The 21,709-nt window shown below is 33.6% G+C and carries 5 protein-coding genes; 3 read left to right on the top strand and 2 right to left on the bottom strand.

What is annotated here, in order from left to right; genetic code table 11:
* Positions 1 to 2,892 (top strand): valine--tRNA ligase, encoded by a 2,892-nt coding sequence (locus GIY03_RS02280; RefSeq protein WP_457913521.1) that lies wholly within the window; start codon positions 1 to 3, stop codon positions 2,890 to 2,892.
* Between the two features lie 6,736 nt (positions 2,893 to 9,628).
* Positions 9,629 to 11,227: a murein biosynthesis integral membrane protein MurJ gene (gene murJ / locus GIY03_RS02275; protein ID WP_457913520.1), complete on the top strand. Its 1,599-nt coding sequence runs from the start codon at positions 9,629 to 9,631 to the stop codon at positions 11,225 to 11,227.
* 4,401 nt (positions 11,228 to 15,628) lie between these two features.
* Here the strand turns inward: murJ and adk are convergent.
* Complete coding sequence (gene adk / locus GIY03_RS02270) at positions 15,629 to 16,273, bottom strand: adenylate kinase (RefSeq protein WP_457913519.1); 645 nt, start codon at positions 16,271 to 16,273, stop codon at positions 15,629 to 15,631.
* 1,163 nt (positions 16,274 to 17,436) lie between these two features.
* Positions 17,437 to 18,537 carry an AI-2E family transporter YdiK gene (gene ydiK / locus GIY03_RS02265; RefSeq protein ID WP_457913518.1) on the bottom strand — a complete coding sequence of 367 codons (1,101 nt, stop codon included), beginning with the start codon at positions 18,535 to 18,537 and terminating at the stop codon, positions 17,437 to 17,439.
* A 580-nt stretch (positions 18,538 to 19,117) separates the two neighbouring features.
* Between ydiK and GIY03_RS02260 the strand changes: the two genes are divergently transcribed.
* A complete protein-coding gene (locus GIY03_RS02260) occupies positions 19,118 to 20,440 on the top strand; it encodes a DEAD/DEAH box helicase (RefSeq protein ID WP_457913517.1) in 1,323 nt (440 codons plus the stop codon).
* Positions 20,441 to 21,709: the final 1,269 nt, after the last annotated feature.

The following is a 21,709-nucleotide window of genomic DNA, read 5'->3' as shown; positions in this document are numbered from 1 at the left end:
ATGAAAAATAAACATAGTCAGTTAGATAGTGCGTATGACCCACAAAAGCTAGAGCAGCAGCTATACGATCATTGGGAAAATCAGGGCTATTTTAGGCCGCATAATGATACCAGTCAAGAATATTTCTGTATTATGATCCCGCCGCCAAACGTAACTGGTAGCTTGCATATGGGTCATGCGTTCCAGCAGACAATCATGGATACTCTGGTGCGTTATCATCGTATGCAAGGTAAAAACACCCTTTGGCAAACCGGAACAGATCATGCGGGTATTTCTACGCAGATGGTGGTAGAGAGAAAAATCGCTCTTGAAGAAGGAAAAACTCGCTATGACTATGGCCGCGATGCTTTCGTCAACAAAGTCTGGCAGTGGAAGACTAAATTTAGTAACATTATTACTTATCAGATGCGTCGTTTAGGTAATTCTGTAGATTGGGGACGAGAACGCTTTACCATGGATGATGGTTTTTCTAATGCGGTACGCGAAATATTTGTTCGTTTATATCAAGAGAATTTAATCTACCGAGGAAAACGTTTAGTAAATTGGGATCCAAAACTATGTAGCGCCATTTCTGATTTGGAAGTAGAGAATCGCGTTTCCAAAGAAGCTATGTGGTATCTTCGTTACCCATTAGCTAACGCTACTAAAACTGCCGATAATAAAGATTATTTGGTAGTGGCTACGACCCGCCCGGAAACCGTCTTAGGTGATACTGGTGTAGCTGTTAACCCACAGGATCCTCGCTATAAAGATTTGATAGGACAAGAAGTTATTTTGCCTATAGTTAGCCGTCGCATTCGTATTGTGGGTGACAAGCACGCTGATATGAAGAAAGGCACTGGTTGTGTGAAAATCACACCAGCCCATGATTTTAACGACTATGAGGTCGGTCAACGTCATGGGTTGCCAATGATTAATATTTTAGCTTTTGATGGTACGATTCGTAAGAGAGCAGAAGTATTTAATACCTTAGGTAAGATTTGTACTGATTACAGTAACGAGATCCCTGACGAATATCAGGGTATGCAGCGATTGGAGGCGCGTAAAGCAGTAATAGCAGCTTTTACCCAAGCAGGCTTATTAGATAAGAGAAAAGTACAAGATTTAATCTTGCCTTATGGTGATCGCAGCGGTGCGTTGATTGAGCCCATGCTCACTGATCAATGGTATGTGCGTATTGCACCATTAGCAAAAGTGGCAATAGAAGCGGTGGAAAAAGGCGACATTCAGTTTGTGCCAAAAAAATATAAAAACATGTACTTTGGTTGGATGCGTGATGTTAAAGATTGGTGTGTATCACGTCAGCTATGGTGGGGCCATCGCATCCCAGCGTGGTATGAGACGAACGGTAAAGTCTATGTAGGTCGAACCGAAGAAGAAGTAAGACGTGAGCACAATCTATCTTCTGATCTAATATTGACTCAAGACCAAGATGTACTAGATACCTGGTTCTCTGCCGGCTTGTGGACATTTTCAAGTTTAGGATGGCCAGAACAGACAAATTCATTAAAAACCTTTCACCCAGCTAGCGTGATCATCAGTGGTTTTGATATTATCTTTTTCTGGATTGCACGCATGATTATGTTGACTATGCATTTTATTAAAGATGAAAATGGTAAACCTCAGGTTCCATTTAATACTATTTATATAACTGGATTAATGCGTGACGATGAAGGTCAGAAGATGTCTAAATCTAAAGGCAATGTAATTGATCCGTTAGATATGGTGGATGGTGTTTCACTAAACGAGCTTCTAGTGAAACGTACTAAAAATATCATTCAGCCTCAATTAGTGGAAAAGATTCGAAAGCGTACTGCGCAACAATTCCCGAATGGTATTAAGTCATACGGCACTGATGCTCTTCGTTTCACTTTGGCTGCCTTAGCTTCGACTGGTCGTGATATTAATTGGGACATGAAGCGTTTAGAAGGCTATCGTAATTTTTGCAATAAGCTATGGAACGCCGCGCGTTTTGTGCTAATTAATACTGAAAAATATGACTGTGGTTTTAATGGTGGTGAACAAGTGCTGTCTTTGGGAGATCGATGGATACTAGCTGAATTTAATTGTACGGTAAAGCGTTATCGCAAAGCGCTGGATACTTATCGTATTGACCTTGCAGCTAATATTTTATACGAGTTTACTTGGAACCAGTTCTGTGATTGGTACATTGAACTAACTAAACTGGTTATGAATAATGGTAATGCAGCTGGACAGCGAGGGGCTCGCCATACAATGGTGAGTGTGCTGGAGGCACTACTACGTCTGGCTCATCCGATGATTCCGTTTATTACAGAGACTCTTTGGCAACGGGTAAAACTATTAACTAGTACTCATGTAATGACTAATCGAAACGAAAGCATCATGCTACAACCATTCCCAATGTATAGTACAACATTAGATAATATACAAGCAATGAGTGATGTAGAATGGATTAAAAAGATCACTATTATAGTACGTAATATCCGTGCTGACATACAGATTTCGTCAAATAAGCCACTATCTGTATTGCTACGAAATGTCAATGTCGAGACCCAGCGCCGTATCCAGGAAAACTATGGTCTTATTGTATGTTTAGCGCATCTAGAATCTATCTCGGTAATATCAGATGATAAAAAAACCCCGCCTGCCATCACTAAGTTTATAGAGGGTGTGGAGCTACTGATTCCTATGACTGGACTGATCAAAAAAGAAGTTGAGCTCGCGCGTTTATCCAGAGAGATAAATAAGTTAGATGTAGCTATTACTTTAATAACAAAAAATTTAGCAAACATAAACTTCGTTATGCGTGCACCTGATGTCGTGGTTGCTAAAGAGCGCGATCGTTTGGCTTCTTACAAAGAAGATAAGATAAAGTTGCAAGCACAACAGGTAAATATTAACAAATTATAATTAAGTTTTTAGTATAATGCAACTTATTATATTATATGTTGCATATATATTGATGGTCTTCGCTAAACCCTAGGTACCTGTTGGTATTACCTCGATCGACGCTCTTTTCATACATCTTTAATGAGGATGAGTTTTAAGCTAAAACTAGCGAATTTTTAAAAGTGTTAGCGTTAGTTCGTTTGATTCATTATTTTCTTATTGTGTATCTTGGTGTGATAGGTATAACTATTGGATTTAGTTTAAACGAAACTGTCGACAGTTTTCTGATCCTTATACTAATAGATATTATGAATATTAATTATTCCGTAAGTATCGTAGGTCAATACTTCATCAAATGAACGAGTTATGATGGCTTAATTAACTCGCACAGTACCACTGCTGATACTTTTTGTACTATTGCACTTACACTAGTGCTCTGGCTATCATATGATTAGTAAGATACTTTAATGGATTGAGATCGTGTTCATATTATATAATAGAGATTTTTATTTTTAGTAATTACTTGGTCACCCCAATTGGCTGGACGTATCTAACAGTACCGTTGATTTATTAGCGATAAAACAGTTTTTGTTAAAAGTAATATGAAATGCGCATTTCTTATTCGGCAGTGAGAGCATGCAATAGTGATCAGTGGATACACTGTGAGTACTGTAGTTTGGTGCAAGGCAGTATCTGGTTATTGTAACCGTTGTTTCTATATTTCAAAGGCAGCGCTTGACTAATAATTTTTTTTAAATAGTGTATCTTTATACCTTATCATGAAGTGAACCTTGAGTCTTTTCAACGTATTCTTTTAAAAACATCCTTAGCATCTAATATAGGCACAGCGTTTAGCTGATTTATGGATTCTCTTCGTATGCTAGGAGTGAACAATCTGATAATGTAATGACATTTTGTAGATTATGAAGTCTCATAGAGTGTTGTACTATTATATGTCTGTTATCAGTCAACATTATAGACAAAGAAAATGATTATTAATGAGACATAAGTTCTTCGTTGCAATATATATCTGTGAATATAGAGTAGGGGTCTAGATGCACGTTATTTATTAGATGTCTCTAGAAAGACATAACATATGATAGCATGATTTAGTGAATCTATTTTGGAATATATATGACTTTAATTTAGTGCTGCATAGATTCATGTCTATGTGTTAAATTCGTCAGGAACATGAAAAGACTTACGGTATATGCCGTCTAAATTATCTAATGAGATACAATACGTCTGTTCTATGGAACTACTTGTATTATCTTGAAATCAAGGGTAAACATTAAAATGTTAATACTGTGAGTAGACTGAGATGATTTAGTTACGCGGAAATCTATGTTTTATAACTAGCTTTATGGCATTAATAAATTCACTAAAAATTAATCAGTGTACTTGATATTTAAGTTCGGTGTGATCATAATTTCCTGTGTTATCCATGAAAAGTGTTGTCTTTGATCAAAAGTTGGCGTGGTAGTTTATCATGAGTTTATTGGGCAAGTGACTTAAAGTGTCTCATATAAAGTAATCGATTTCAGAAAAGAGATAGCACGGTCATTTAGGTAGGCAATAGTATTTATTTATAGTTATGCAGTTTTATTTTTTTAAGGAATGAGTCGGATATGATGGGATCGCATTAGAAAACTATAAATACTACTATAGTGTCTAAATATGATCATCGTTGTCAAGAATATCGTGTACTTATGCTGGGTAGGTGGTAGTGAAAGATGAGAGATTTCCATCTAAGCAACGCATTGCTATTTAATAATTATATTTATTATTAGTAGGGGCGAGAGCGGCATCATCTTCGCTTGAGTATAATGTAGCAACAGTGCGTTATATGTAGTATATGGCGGTAGGTGAGGGTAATAATAAACACCGTCATAGGTTGTATAGTTTAAATATATTGGTTATTTTATGCGCTATCTTTGTTCTTATTTTTTAATGTCGGGAATATTATATAATGCATTGCGCTTCTAATTATACTAGATAGGTGTGATATATTTAGGTGCTACATGTCTGGAAACAAAACTAATCATAGGTTGAGATTGTATAAAGCACCTCGTAACTACCAGACATCATGAGTTAGTTTCGATTGAATAAAAGTATTATCAAGGTAGCGTTAACTATAATATCAGAAGAGAAAACCTTAGTGATATGGAAGTATTCACGATAGTACTCTGTGATTTATTGAATATTATGTTATAGATAATCCCACTCGCATATTAATAAAACATACTAAAGTACAAAACTAATACACACAATATGATTATTGTGATTAGCGACACGGTCATTTTAGTATACAATTCATAGAATGAAACTAATCAAGATTTAATATTACTTGGTTTTTCAGTGATCAGGTTATTTAAAATAGCAGATATTGAAACTGATATGAGTTAGAAAATCGTGTTACTAGCAACAAAATACATCTTATGATATAAGGATTACGGTTGAATTGTTGATACTATTTTATAAAATATCCTTATATAAACAAGTTACTGAGCGCGCACTCGTTTTTGATCTTTGATTATTTTATAATGCGCTTATTAAATATAATTTATAAGTTAATAGAATTATAAAAGGTTACTATGCGAGAATTTTTATGTTTGGTAATAGTTTTGAGAAGATCAGAGGAATAAATGCTAAAATAACAGTACGTTTTTAAGATATGTCGTCAGGTACAAGATTACATGACTAAGAATAATTTATGGGCTGATTGCCTCATCCCACTATTAACAATTGAGCATGCAGAAAGGAAACGCACGCTAAATAGCATTATTTTCATAAAGATTATTGTTATAGATAGGAACGTCCGAATCAGAATCCTCATGAGAATAACTACGATAGCAACTAAAAGTATTAAGTTATAACTAAATCGCACGGTCAGAATCATCTTTAATGCAATGAATCAAAAGAGTGGAAGAGGTATAGCATACATAATATGTTCACGATGGTTGACTAAGTAATAAGGATCAGTTAGCAACTCTTATGTAATGCACTGTAAAATTTATAAAGAGAGTGCGTAGGTGTAATACACCAATCCGGAAAGGTTTTGCACTAGTTAAGTTTATTAGAAGTGAATGTCGGCCGCTAAAGCAACAAGCACATCACTTATTTCCCGTATAATATGTTAGAACCCTATCGATTAGTATACACAATTAGCTAACTAATCATTACTTTTAATAGCTTGTTTCCGACACATCGCCATATTGAAGAGATAACAATCCATGAAGAAATTGCTTGCTTGGATTTTTCATATTGACTATTTATGCATCATTTAGTGAACAACCAATTAATGTACGTACCGGAGAATATTATTCTAGCTCTTTATAAACATATTATTCTAGTTCTTTATAAGGAAGTAAATAATATGCATAGTGCCAAAGTAGTCGCACCATCACTATTGATTATCTGCGACTTGTCGTATCAGATAAATAGGCCCGTAAAAAATTGAGTGAATTGGTAGAATTCCATTAAAGACTGGTATGTTTAGTATACTGTAACTTATAGGTAGACCGTAACATAACGTATCACTATCAGTATGTAGTTATTCAGTGGGTTCGTGCGCACAGCAAGTTAATCGCAGTGTTATTAAAGCACTCTACTAGAGGAATATTTAGTTATTATAAAATAATAATCTAATAACACAATGTTTTGTGCGAAGTTTTTAAGTTATCTAGAGCGATTTTTAGCTAGTATGTAGTCTGATGCTTTTGAGATACTTAGCTCTGAATATGTGCAACAATTAATTTCATATCATCACTATATGAGCTGATGAGTTAATCTATCTAGACGTCAATGGTATTATTATGCTAAACTGAGAGGTGATTTATAGCCGTGCATTAACCATTAAAAAGATATAATATCTTAACGTCTGCTTGTCTCCACGTTTCTCTTCGTAAGATAGTATCAGGCATCTAAGAATTTTAGATTTCCGGTACTTGGCTTGCTTACTAACACACTATCTTAACTGAACCAACATGTTTGAGATAGATGGGATACTGTGTAACATAGGTGAAGTTGACACTGGTATTCTGGAGTATTTCAGTAGAGTGTGTGTTAATAAAATGTTGCGTATATAGGGCGTTCGTCCGATTATGCTATTGGAGGTGGGATGGGATAAACGTAACAATTTATTACAGTGATAATAATTAGGTATGTAGTCTGAGTATTCAATTAGAAAAAACATCAAGTACACTGGTATATTAAAAGTATACACTTAGTTAAAGTGTCGCGCTGCATTGAGAGCTTTAAGTTACTGTGTGTAATTTTAATCAATATTTAGTATCTATAAGTTTTCATAAATTACACGTAGCGATTTTTTGCTAAACTATAGTAAATCTTGCCAGAAAAGCGCTTTATTTTGCCATAATTTATTTTATTAAACAAATTCATAGTGATTTTAAGCGATTTTTCTGAAACTCTCTGAAGTGTTTTTATTCGTTCACAATGTAACTTATAAGGAGGTAAATAATAACACTAAATATTTATTACTATTACTGAATTTTGTAATGTTATTTTCATAATGATAATCTCCTCAATCTAGCATGAGATCCGCCTTTTATATCATCGTGATCACATTGCATAATGGCGATGAAAGTATATTTATACTATATTGTTAAATTATATAGTCGGCGATCATGCTAGTTATATTGCAGATAATGTACAATGCTATTATTTTATGTCGAGATTAGTATTGTTAGTTTTATTGTATGATTTTCTTTTTTAGTCAGTGTTGAATTATTTACCTATATGATTCCTAATACCGCATTAACCCACTAATGTATGGGTGTGTTTATTTTTCGGATGTTTATGTTAGTCTGTTATAGATTATTGCGAGTCCGTATTGTATTTCGATACGAAATGTATGCAGTATAAATCTAGTGTGTGATTAAAAACTTTTTAGTGTAATGATTTAGTGATATTCGCTGTAGTCTTATAGTATTTATATTTTTTAAAATAGTTTGTATAGTTATCGTTTTAGAGAATTTATATGTTTTACTATCCTTAGATAGCTGGTAAAGCGCATATCTGGTTATAGGTGTCTAATTTTATTACAGAATCGATAGCACAAAAAATACATAGCGTCTTTATTTTAAAATAGCTTCACTTACATGATTACGTATTAGACTTGCTTATTAACAATCCAGTATCTTTAAATAAGTAGAGCGGTAATTAATGATTATAATAGTGTGATTTATGCGATAACAACATAAACGTCTTGTGAGTATGTCTAATAAGAAAAATCAGAGTTTCTGTGTTATCATTACACCTGATTATTCGATATGTGTTGTTCAGTAATATATCAGTTATGGTAGTGATTGCGTAATGGTAGAGATAATTGGGTCTAAAATACTTAGCTTCAGAGGGGTAATTATTTATAATTAAAAAATAAGGATATAGAATAAATTCATTAATGTATTCTTATATTCGTATAAATTAATTATTTATTAACAATTAAGGTATTACATAATTGCATGTTGTGTATTCTTAGGCAGCATGACACTGATTATAACAACGTAAGGGTAGTATGAATACTAATGATTTATTTTATGTAGAAAATTTAACTAATCTCTAAATCAATTGGTTGACCACTTAACGATGTCTAAGTGCTAGTTATTAGCGTTGTATGATAAAATATGAGCTGCTGCGTTTCTTATTTCGATGGCATAGATATCATTTTTTATTATTTTACGTCGATAGGCAGGGTATCTTATAGTCTAATACTGATGCAATGTTATCTAGTATCGTTTGTGTTTGTAGGTCACATTCTATATTTGCTGTATTGCCTAAACGTTTTTAACTTAGTGGCATACGTTTTAACGTTTTAGGAATTCAGTGTATAGAGAATTGATTCTGAATTATTTTGCCAATAGTTAAACTGATGTTATGAATGCTAATAAACCACCTTGTATACAAGGTATATTTCATTAGCGCTAAATTGGCATATGTAGCTAGATTTTAGTTATTCTCTGATACTAAAAAACTTTATGAATTCTATTGTAATGATAATATAGACGGAGACTTAATGTCCATTAATGACATCATTAAATCTGACTACATACTCGATGTTGGTTCTGTCACCTCAGATTAATTTTTTAAATTAGTCATATGGAGCGTTTTCAATCAAATTGAAACGAATGCGAATGTTTTTCATAGTGATGACCGTGAGATAACAACTGTTATATGCAACAAAGGGTCTATGTCTAGACGAGAAGTAGTGCAGAGAGGCCATCTCTATTACATGGTTTTTAAGTGAAATTTCATGAATAGCGACTAAGGATATAATGCCTTGTACAATACTGGTAAAATATATGTCTCTTTATTTGAGGATATATTATAGATTTAGCTGAGTTCATAAGTAACATTATACAGTATTAATCTGAGGATATAGGAACATCATAGACTTACTTTATAAGCCAGCACTAGTATTTCAACTACATTGATTAATAATACTCGACGTATATCTATCATATTATACATTTCATATATATTGGCTCACCAGATTGTTAACTTTCTTAAATTACTGAAATTCATAATTTTATGCCTGAAGTTTAGACTACAGGAGGCTGCATTCGAATTTTTTTATAATTAGTTTTAACGGATGTTTTATTTTCTTATTGTCTGCTGCTAATTTATAGTGCGACGAATATATATCGCTATTATATTCTTTATTGGTGTGATGAAATGAACGTTATATAAAATTAGTGCAACTGTTATACAAATAGTCAGCTGGAGTAGCTAGCATTACATGAACACTGTGTTTGATAGTAAAAAGAAAAAAGAGAGGAACCTTTTAAAAACACTAGCTGCAGTCAGTGCTATGACAATGGTTTCACGTTGTTTAGGTTTTACACGTGATGCTATGGTAGCTTGTTTTTTTGGTGCTGACATAGCAACAGATGCCTTTTTTGTGGCATTCAAAATTCCAAATTTACTAAGGCGTATTTTTGCTGAAGGAGCCTTTTCCCAAGCGTTTATCCCGATTTTATCTGAGTATCACAGTCAAAAAAATGCACAGGCTACGCGCACTTTCATTGCTTATGTATCCGGTTTGTTAACGCTCACATTGACGATAATAATAGTATTAGGCATGCTATCTGCTCCTTGGGTAATTTATATCACTGCGCCAGGTTTTATTGATACACCAAATAAACTGGAGTTAACTTCAGGACTGTTATTTATCACATTTCCATATATTTTGTTAATTTCGCTCGCTTCATTAGTTGGGGCAATTCTTAACACTTGGAATTGTTTTTTAATTCCAGCTGTCGCACCAACGTTTCTTAATATTAGTATGATTGGGTTTATGTTATTCGCAACATCTTACTTCCATCCATCGATACTAGTGCTAGCCTGGGCGGTAATAGTAGGTGGGGTATTACAACTGAGTTATCAGTTGCCGTATCTGTACAAAGTGGACATGCTAGTACTACCTCGCCTCACATTAAGAGACACCGAAGTATGGCGGGTAGTATGTCAGATGGGTCCTGCTATTCTCGGGGTGTCGGTGACGCAGATCTCCTTAGTGATTAACACAATGTTTTCTTCGTTTTTAGCATCTGGGTCGGTCTCTTGGATGTATTATGCTGACCGTGTAATGGAGTTTCCTGCTGGCGTATTAGGTGTAGCGTTAGGGACTGTTCTTTTACCATCGCTAGCAAAAAGTTTTTCTACTGGTAATCAAGACGAATATTCACGTCTAATAGACTGGGGACTACGTCTGTGCTTCTTATTTGCACTACCAAGCACTATCGCGTTAGGTCTTATTTCTACACCGCTGACTATTTCGCTATTTCAGTATGGGAAATTCAGTGCTTTTGATGGGAAGATGACACAGCATGCATTAGTGGCTTACTCAGTGGGATTGATGGGATTAATTTTGGTAAAAGTGTTAGCGCCAGGATTTTATTCGAGGCAGGATATTAAAACACCAGTAAAAATTGCCGGCATTACACTATTATTAACTCAGGTGATGAACTTAATATTTATTGGTCCACTTAAACATGCCGGATTGGCGTTATCTATAGGTTTATCAGCATATTTAAATGCTGCACTGTTGTATTGGCAATTGCGTAAGAAAAAGATTTTTCAGCCGCAACCCGGTTGGATACGTTTTCTTAGTAAACTAGGAATTGCTGTTCTAGTAATGTCGGTGGTACTAGTGGGTTTAATGTCGCTCATGCCGTTTTGGGATAAAGGTACTATGCTGGCACGTTTGGTGCGCTTAGCTGTAGTAGTAGTAGTGGGGGCAGTAACTTATTTTTTAGTATTAGCAGGATTAGGGTTTCGTGCATCTGATTTTGCCCGTCGAGATGTTTCAACAGTATTTCAGCATAAGAGGCTTTAGTTATCTTTATCTTACAACCCTGCCAAGTTGAGTGTAAGTGTAAGCACCTTTGAGAAGACTAAAATATAAAGATGATGCTTAGGTAAGCGGTTGTATAGTATAGGTTAATTAGGTAAGGCTGCTTAACATTTCTTGATATTATAACTATCTTGTATAGTTATCTCTCTTATTTTATACTATTTATTTGATAGGTAAAATTGATTATAGATGATTATTGTATATCTCTCTGTCTTCTAGGACAGTAAAACACTATTTTACACTACAGTATTACTGATGCATTTTATTTTCTGCAATATTATTGACTATGTTTAGTAGACAACTCTAAGTAATATGTTGCAGTATTCTAAGGTTTTAGATATACAAGGATGCTGAGTCATTTCTGTGCAGATTAGTAATGCCTGTATGCTTATATTGAGATAGGTATATATGTATTATGTTTGTGGGAAGGTGCTTATTTTTTCGGTTCATAGAATGCATATAGACTGTAGTAATTAATGATATTGAACTTATTTAAAGAAGTAGTTGGAGGATCGAGATGGTTTGACTGTTCGCGTCTTCTTCAAGACATGCATCTTATGCTTCTTAATTCTTGTATGGCTATAGTTTATACCGGTATTTTAACCAGCTAATCAATAATAATATAGAATATATATAATTTTTGCTACCAAAGAATAAATCAGCGACGCTGATTAAAATACAAGGCATCTGTAATATATAGATATGATTATGAATAATACGTGATAGTATTTTCTAAAATTTGCATTTTTTTGAAAAATATAAAATACTTATTTTTAAAGCGATTGTAAAGCCGTGACAATAATAATAAGTATTCATATTTTAGTGTAATATTTAAATTCTATATAATAACAACTTACTTTATTTAAAAGTGATAAAATTGTTTATATCATTCCATAAGTTACCTCTAGTTATAATAGAAAGCGATAGTATTCACAGCACAGTAATATGTTTGTTAAATATGATGTTGGTATATGTATACGTATAGTGTAGTGATGTAGTGTACATAAATACGACGACCGTTTGTTTCTAACAACCGAATGTTAAATAAGCATCTAAATATATATCTGTTTATCTCCTGATCAGATAGACAATTTTCATAAAAATTAGTTAATTATCTTTTAGGCTTTTATTGTAATTTTTAATTTTCAAGAATGTTAATTATACTTACATTGCATATTTACAGGTTATATCCAACGTTTTAGTTAAAATATTTTGTTTCAGCCATTTACTTATTAATTAACAACACTGCGAAGACCTCATTATTTATTAATAAGCTGCATAGTAGTTTTTTATGGTTAATATGAGATTATCTGTTAGATAACCAAAGAGCATGCATATTGTACTCTGTTTAAATGGCTATAATTATCTATATATTGCTATAAGTTTTCTCATGTAGATAGGTGTCATTATGGCGCCTGAGTAAACGTTGTATATACTTAAAAATCGGTAATAATCATATTGATCGTCTAGATGTAGCAATCAGAACATAGCTGTTATATGATTATATATTCTCTTATTGTGATATCCGTGATAACGGAGTGTAAGTTCCACCTTGTTCCAAATAGTGCATGTAATTGTGACGGATACACTGGGTGTACTAATAAAACACACATTTAATTATTAGGGTATATATTAGTGCTTATAGAAGCATTGCTAAAGGCTTCTCAATGAGCGAGAAGTGACAGAAATCTTTTAACGCACCTAAAGAAGGTTCGCGTCGTGAAATTAAATGTACAAGTGATATTAGTTGTATTAAAGTTAAAAGTCATATATCTAACTTAGATGATTGTATTATATATTACAATCAAAAAAGTTCAATACGCATGTGTTGTACGTATTGATTGGATTAATAAAGATAAAATTTTAGAGACTTACAATGCATACAGAGATGGTGTAGCTGTTTTTGCACCTTGTAATTATACAAGAATAGAAGTTTACATTAGTAAACTCTAACATTACTATCAAAAAGTCGTCACTGTAAAAAGACATAGTGTATAGGAGGGTGGTTAAGATTCGAGTGACTCGATTGATCTTTATGTAATAAGCGACATTATAATTATTTGAGAGATTACTCCATAGTAGTTGGGTGGAGCGCGATATGAAGGCAACTACCTATCTAAAAAAAGCTAGTTGTGTTACAACCCGCTCGATTTGGTAAATATGCGCTATTGCATTATATATGCAATCGTACGCCAGCGTGTTAGATTTTTTGTGTTATTAAGTGTGTCACCAAAGGGAAACTAGTGGTATCCGCTGCAATACAAAGCAGAAGATTGATCATATAAAGTAAGTAACGTTATTTTATCTGACTACACTAGATATTCATATGCGTTGATTTGTAATTATTTTACCAGTCTGCTAGAGCTAATATATTGTGTATTTATTATACAACAGTGCCTGTTTGTACTGCGGTTAGGTATTGATAGCTATGCTGAGTTTGAAGCGCTGGTGTTTCCTGTCAGGTAAGAGAGCAGCAGTATGATATAAAGATATTTTTATTTCGTTTCTGCGCGTTTAGATGTGATAACAATAACGTATTTTTTGAGAGTCCTGATAAGGTTGATGTAATTTATTGGAGTATTAAACTTCTGCACCTATAAATAGGTATGCACTTAATATCCGTGGTTCCGTGTTTTAATATTACATGTGTTCCATGATTATTGTATTTGCTGTGAGCCGTCCTAAGATTGAAAGTTTCTTGCGGTGCTTCCTATAGTAGGATTAACTATCTAGTGAGTCAGGTATCGGTGAGTAGTAATGTACAGCGATTACCGCGCTAAATTCATCGACTAATCTCATAAGTAGATACAGTGGATATTATCAAGCAGTATCAAGCATAATGCACAGAAAATTTCACGCGTCTTACTCAGAATTTTAGTAGCAATAGGGTGAGGTTTAGTTTGTCCTAAGTTGATGCTTAATAGATTTGATGAGTAGTATTTAATTTGTATGCTTAGTATACTATAAACAGTAAAAAATATTTATGGAGTAAAGAATAAATTTTAAACTAATATAAATGTCACTTGTATTAAGATATAGACAAAATTAAATAATGAATCTGCAAGTCGTCAATTAGATCAACGGATTATGTAATAGTTAAAGTATTCGGTTGTGTATTGTAGAGTACACCTATGATGAATAGAAAGAACATAATAAGCACAATATTAATTTCTGCTTTAATACTTAAAATAGCAGTACTAGTCTTTTATTAATACTGTATGCGTAAAGGGAAAAATAAAAGCATAATACTTGTGAACTGACCATTATGCGTAATATAAGAAATGTTATTACTAATAGTATAAAAAATTATTAGAGCTGTTACGTACTCTATTGAAGAGTCGTTATAAAATTATACCAAAGTATTAATAATGCTCTAAAATAAAAAACAAAATCCTAACAAGGTAATTGTGACTTTAATATTAGTCTTGCTTAATGCTTTAAATCCTTCTTGATGCATCAAGGTATAATATAGCACCTTATGTAATTGGAAACGCCGATTTAAATGTTCATTGCGGTAGTGATCGTCAAAGACATATTTGCTTTAATCCATCAGATCTGAAGCATCCTGTATAATACAGTCTACACAATCCTTGGTGGCAACCAGTACTGGTGTTACCAGTAATACATAGAGATTTTTCTATGATACTCCATATTTATGGATTATAATTAATGGTTAGTGGCGAGAGTACTAACTAATAGAATAATGCATTAAAAGTTATAAGGTGTTATCTGGTAAACAGAAGCATAACGGAAAATGATTAAATATTTTTAATCTGCTAGACTGTCAGTTAGTGATATATACTTCAAGAAAGTCTAGTATAATAGAGTTATCGATGCATACTTAATAAGTATTTAGCACCGTCAAGTGGTAGTGCTACGCTATTTCTTGTATTAGTTAGTGCAAAACCATATTCATTCCGCTAAACGAAAAGCGCATGATCACTGTAATCTAAACGATCAGCTCTTTGCAATCAGATTTTAGGATTTTGACGTAGCAGCTATATAGCTTCACAATACTTACATCACTTGAAAATCTCGATAGGTGTTATACAAGTCATTAATAATATACACAGTGCAGCGATACAGTCACTTCTGCGATCATATTAAATAAAGTATTTTTTTAAGATCTAAAGATTATATTGATGCGAACAATATATTATTAGTAATTTAATATGGTAGAATTAGCTATATTAGTTATTATATGAGGGGGTATGATTGCTAAATTAGCAAAGTGTTACATATCTCTACAATATCGGATAATTAATTTATGGCATATACTAAAAATATTTAGTATACAGTAGAATTGTTATTAAAGGATTAAGAAGATCACTTTGATACACTCTGCTTGATCCGTAGGTTAATTGAGCATATCAAAATAAATAGTTAGCCAAGAATAGATAACAAGTGCTTTCGCACTGCACTGATCTCGTAAGTGCCATTTATTTTAGTGTATTTTATGTTATTTTTTTTTGCTTCTTTACGGTAGTAAGCAAGTAGTGGTTTAGTTATATGATGATATTCTTCCAGACGTTTATATAATATTTCTTCTTGATCATCACGGCGTATTGATAATTGTTCACCTGTTATATCATCTTTACCTGGTACTTTTGGTGGATTAAACCTGATATGATATATACGCCCCGACGATACATGTATGCGTCGTCCAATAATGCGATCAATAATTAAGTTGTCTGGCACATTAAATTCTAATACATAGTCCATTTTAATACCAGCTTCTTTTAGCGCATCCGCCTGTAGTACAGTGCGCGGAAAACCGTCAAGAAGGAATCCATTATAGCAATCTATTTGATTAATGCGTTCTTTTACTATAGAAATTACTAATTCATCAGTTACTAATTTTCCGGTATCCATCATTTTTTTTATTTTTCGACCTAAATAACTACCCGTCTTGACGGCGGCACGCAATATATCTCCAGTAGAGATGTATGCAATATTGTATTTATCTATGATAAACTGGGCCTGAGTACCTTTACCAGATCCCGGAGCGCCTAGCAGAATGATATGCATTGCGTAAATTCCTCCATTAATTTTTCTATTTTAATGCAATATATTTTGTCTGCATATGTTATTCTCTATGCGTAATGAGCATACCATTTTAGGTTTTAACGACTGAAAGTAATGAGTGATATTTACGGTATTGTATTAATGTTTTTATTTTATATCGTAAAAGGAATAATAATTCTGTGAGTATGTTCTAGTGCATTAAAGCCATAGTTTATTTAATCCTTTTCTGTTTGTTGCTTGCCAAAGTTTTTCTGTTTAGAGTTAGATTCTGTCTATCGAGAGTTATTATACAATAAAAGATTTATAACCATAACCTGTTATACTAATCCTGAACAATGATTACTTACCCTTTTAATAAAAAATGCATTATTTATTAAATAATTGATACCTAATAATAATAAAAATTAATCCTATTGCATAATGAAGTGTCTCAAAAGCAATAATTACTATATTGGATATACTACTGTACTGTAGTAGTATAGTGGGAGTCGCTGTTGGGGTAATATGGCTACTGCTCTTTACTATACAGTTTTCCCGACAGAAATCTAGGTGTATATCCTATGTTTCTTTTTTAAATAAAATGTTTGATGAACACGTAAGTTTTTGATTTTGAGTTTTTGTTTTAGTAATTCGTTAGCTATTGTGTACATAAAATTATATTAACCTATGGTATTTATGCGTATATCAGGTGGTTTAGTTAAAAAATTTTTATCTGTTTATACCTAAGCAGTATAGAAAATATTTCACTATGCATTTAATACTTCCATGAGATTCTATGTAACTAATAGAAGATTAACTCTTGACTAGATACACACTGTCATATCTAATACATTTAGATTACTAGTATTATGTGCCTTCTTACGCGCTAGCTTTCTGTTGTTAATAGTATATTACTAATATAGTATGTTGCATGGGATTTTCATATAGATAAAAGTTTACTGAACATATTAGAGTCTAGCCTTTAAAAGCTAAAATAATAAACTTATTTGATTATGTTATTCTTTTAATTGTAACATTTATGATGGAGAGGGGTATCTTTGTACTACCTTTTGCGATTGGTTTATCGAAGGTGAGTGGTTGAACATAGATTTAAGAATCAAAGAGCATACTGCTTCAGTTATTATAAGCATGTCATCTTTTACATCAAATACTAAGTAGTTAGTGGATTACTTCTTTTCCGAACTTCTTATTTTGCTCGCCAGGATTTCGCCTGGTTTAGGTGCTTCATTTATCCAGGCGGTAAGTAGGCGATAGGATACAGCGAGCACTGTCGGCCCAATAAAAAGTCCGATTAAACCGAAGGCTAATAAGCCACCGATCACCCCTAATAGAATGAGTAATGTGGGTAAATCAGCGCCCATACGGATCAGTATGGGTCGCAGGATATTATCTAGAGTAATAACTACACAGCTCCATATTATAAGAACTGTAGCCCAAGTGGTATCATTACTCCAATATAGCCAGATGATAGCTGGCGTCAAGACTAACAACGGCCCTATCTGCGCTACGCAAAAAATAAAAATCAGCACCGTCAGCCAGGCTGCACCGGGAATACCGCTCAGTGCTAAACCCATACCACCTAAGACTGCTTGCACCAATGCTGTCACCACTATACCTAGAGCCACCGCACGAATTGCTTGCCCACCTATTAATATCGCTGTATTTCCTCGTTCCGCGCTTAAACGTACCGCAAAATTCTGTATGCCCTTTGCCACTTTTTCACCACACGAATAAAATATCATACTAAATAATAGCATGAGTGTGCAATGTAGAAGCAATCGGCCTAGATGTGCTGCCTGAGTGACAAACCAGGTTGCAGTTTGTCCTAAATATGGCTCTGCTTTTTCTAGCAGAACTGCACCACCAGCATTAACTAAGGCATGATAATTGTGGTAGATTTTATCACCAATCATTGGTAGCGATTGTAACCAGGAAAGGTCAGGAACATGTAGTTTTCTATGTGTGTTAGCCCAAGAAATAACAGGGCCGCAATTATTAATCAGACTATTAATTATCAAACAAATTGGCATAATAAATAGTAAAATTAATAATATCATCATTATTATTACTGTTAATGAACGTCGATCCCACAGTAGATTCTGTAATTTAATAAATAATGGCCAGGTTGCGATTACTACCATTGCTGCCCAAGCTAAACTGAGAATAAACGGTTGGATAATCCAACAACTAGCAATAATCATGATGGCGATAAAAAGTACATTAAAAATAACCTGTAGTACATCATAGCGTTCTTGTAACTGTGTCATCAATAGGGCTCTTTTAGTCCGTGAATTTAGCGTACTATGCCATTATGATCTAATTTTATATCATGTGCGAGATTTGGTAGTCTTATTAAGATATCCAATGTGTGGCGGTAATATTTACGCTATATATCAAATGTCTTTACTCCGCGCATTAATTAGAACGAGCGTCTAGATCTTAATTAACTTTATCTATAAATTGGTGTATGGTATAGTATTCGCACTATTTAAATAGGTTTCTGATTGCTGTATTGGGTTATTGTTATAATTCTATAAGTTATTAGATAATATGCATATATTAAGATAAGTTGAGTGCAGCACCTTAACTTAAGTGACTCTTTTAATATGTTACGGTTGCAATAAACAGGGTGAGTTAGTATTAGCGAATTATTGCATACACTACATTAAAAAAGATTTATGTATTATAAATATAAACTTTATAGTGTTATACAGTTGTTGACATGATTTTTATGTGAAAAGCATTGTCTAAATTAATATCTCTCGATTATATTAGTACCTTATCTAAAGTATCTGCCCAATAAATTACATCTAATATGATGTAAGTTCAGGCAGAACTGGAGCTTTTATGTCATTTAAAACTCTTGGCTTAAGTGATGCAATTCTGCGCGCTATTAAAGAACACGGCTATCATAATCCTACGCCAATTCAGCGTCAGGCTATTCCTATCGTGCTGGAAGGGCGCGATTTAATGGCTAGCGCTCAGACTGGTACTGGTAAAACCGCCAGTTTTACTTTGCCATTTTTGCAGTTACTCAGTCAACACGCGCAAGCAATTAGGAGTAGTCGCCCAGTTCGTACACTAATCTTGACACCTACTCGTGAGTTAGCCGCCCAGATTGGTGAAAACGTTGACGCCTATAGTAAGTATCTATACTTGCGTTCATTAGTTGTCTTTGGTGGCGTCAGTACTAAGCCACAAATATTGAAGCTACATAGTGGTGTTGATATTCTAGTGGCAACCCCAGGCCGCTTGCTAGATTTGGAGAATCAGTGTGCTGTTGATTTATCAAAAGTTGAAATTTTTATATTAGATGAAGCGGATCGTATGCTAGATATGGGTTTTATTCATGATATCCGGCGTATATTATCTAAATTACCAATAAAGCGTCAAAATTTATTGTTCTCAGCTACCTTTTCTGATGACATGCAGGTGTTAGCTAATAAACTGTTACGAAATCCAGTTGTGATTAAAGTAGCGCCTTGTAAGACGGTTTCTGCACAGATCGAACAAATCGTGTATTTCGTCGATAAACAGCGGAAACGAGAGCTATTATCGCAGATAATTAATTCAGGTCAATGGAAACAGGTGTTAGTCTTTAACCGCACTAAACACAGTGCTAATAATTTAGCAGAACACCTGAATAAACATAGCATTACTGCTACCGCAATCCACGGTAATAAAAGACAGAATGCGCGTATACGTGCACTAACTGATTTTAAGGAGGGAAGAATTCGGGTACTAGTAGCTACAGATATTGCGGCTCGTGGTCTAGATATTAATCAGCTTTCACATGTAGTGAACTATGAATTGCCTTCGGTGCCAGAAGACTATGTACATCGTATTGGCCGTACCGGTCGTGCTAAAAATACCGGTAAAGCGATTTCACTCGTGTGCATTGATGAATATAAAATGTTGCGTGATATTGAATATTTGTTACAACGTAAGATTCCGTATATGGCTTTACCAGGATACGAACCAAACCTAACTGTTAAGGCGGATTTGATCATGAATGGTAAAAAAAAACGCACGGCTAGATACATCACTGATCATCACAGACAGAATGAAAATCGCGGCAGTATAAACAGCTGTCTCGATAAGGGAACTCATTGCAGCCCTAGTATATCGTCGCGTTCTTTATATGGACGTCAGTCAATGACACATAAATGATTGTTCCATTCACTTTACTTGCAATGTATGACAACGTAGAGTACGAAAGATGTACTGTTTGCACCTTCTTTAGGTGTAAGACGATAGCTTGAAGTATTGTAAGTGTATATTTATAATTATTGTAGATTTTTGATCCATATGAGACGCCTAATATATTAATGTCGCACGATCAGAAAATCAACGAAGCTATCGGCAAAACTAGCATAGTTTTTCTGCAATATACCGTAACATAAGCACATATCACCACAAAAACGGCTTTTCTGATAGTTATCTGGTCTAGACCGCTCACTTGATTGATAAGGAGGTTGATTTATGAGATTTCTATGTACTAAAATCTTAGCGACCACATAAATCATAAAGATAACACTTGAATAAAGACGATAATAGCTATCGCAGCATAGTATACACTACAAGTATCAAGTGAGTTTGTGAGTAGTAGTTTTTGTTTTAGATATGATTTTATGAATAAATCATAGGATTTAGTGAAAGCAATATTCTACCATATAGTATAAAACTACCAGATATCATAAACATATTGTGCAGACCTCTAAAACTATAAAAGTGTTTTTTAGATAACTAACCTATCCACTCATTAATGGCGTATGTCCTATACAGGATAAAGTAGGTGTATTTATAATATATTATCGGAAGCCTAACTAATAGAAATTAGTAGTAATAGTCATATCTTTCTTAATATTATAATCATGTAAAATCTAGATACTCTAGTGTGTACGGTAATTAGTAAATACAAAAAATATCATAGAAAATCCCGCCATTTTGTTGAAAATTAAAAATAATTTCTCGAATAATACATGCGATATACCTATATATTATCTTAAAAAATAAATTTATATGCCGTTCTTTGTATATTGTGATTGCTTAGGCGTACAATCTGCTGAGAATTAATGAACATCATCTTTGCATTCAACTGACTAACTAAGGAAAGTGACATTTAAGTTAGTCGCCACTTAATCTATCGTTTTATAGCTATCGTTCTATAATTTAAAGTGTTATTGACATCACAGTCTTATCGAATTGCTCTGTAACAGAGTTATAGAGAAACGTCTTCTTGTGCTGCTTGTCAATTGTATCAGTATTAGCATGAAGCTTAAATTTACTGAGAGCTAATATTAATCAACTTATACATTTTAGGCGTAATAGTTTAACGTCATCAGATAAACTGAATATTGATTTGTCTCAGTATTATTAACATTATTATTCAAGATCTAATGTTAATTTTATAACTTCGAATTGATCAATAAAAGATTA

The organism is Candidatus Gillettellia adelgis (assembly GCA_020541285.1).
Classification (GTDB): Bacteria; Pseudomonadota; Gammaproteobacteria; order Enterobacterales; family Enterobacteriaceae; genus Gillettellia; species Gillettellia adelgis.
Note: the sequence above shows the minus strand (reverse complement) of the source record. Positions and strands in the feature narration are given on the sequence as shown.

Coding starts and splice junctions, on each gene's coding strand:
- GIY03_RS02280 (WP_457913521.1), top strand. CDS start 1: ATGAAAAATAAACATAGTCAGTTAGATAGTGCGTATGACCCACAAAAG.
- murJ (WP_457913520.1), top strand. CDS start 9,629: ATGAACACTGTGTTTGATAGTAAAAAGAAAAAAGAGAGGAACCTTTTA.
- adk (WP_457913519.1), bottom strand. CDS start 16,273: ATGCATATCATTCTGCTAGGCGCTCCGGGATCTGGTAAAGGTACTCAG.
- ydiK (WP_457913518.1), bottom strand. CDS start 18,537: ATGACACAGTTACAAGAACGCTATGATGTACTACAGGTTATTTTTAAT.
- GIY03_RS02260 (WP_457913517.1), top strand. CDS start 19,118: ATGTCATTTAAAACTCTTGGCTTAAGTGATGCAATTCTGCGCGCTATT.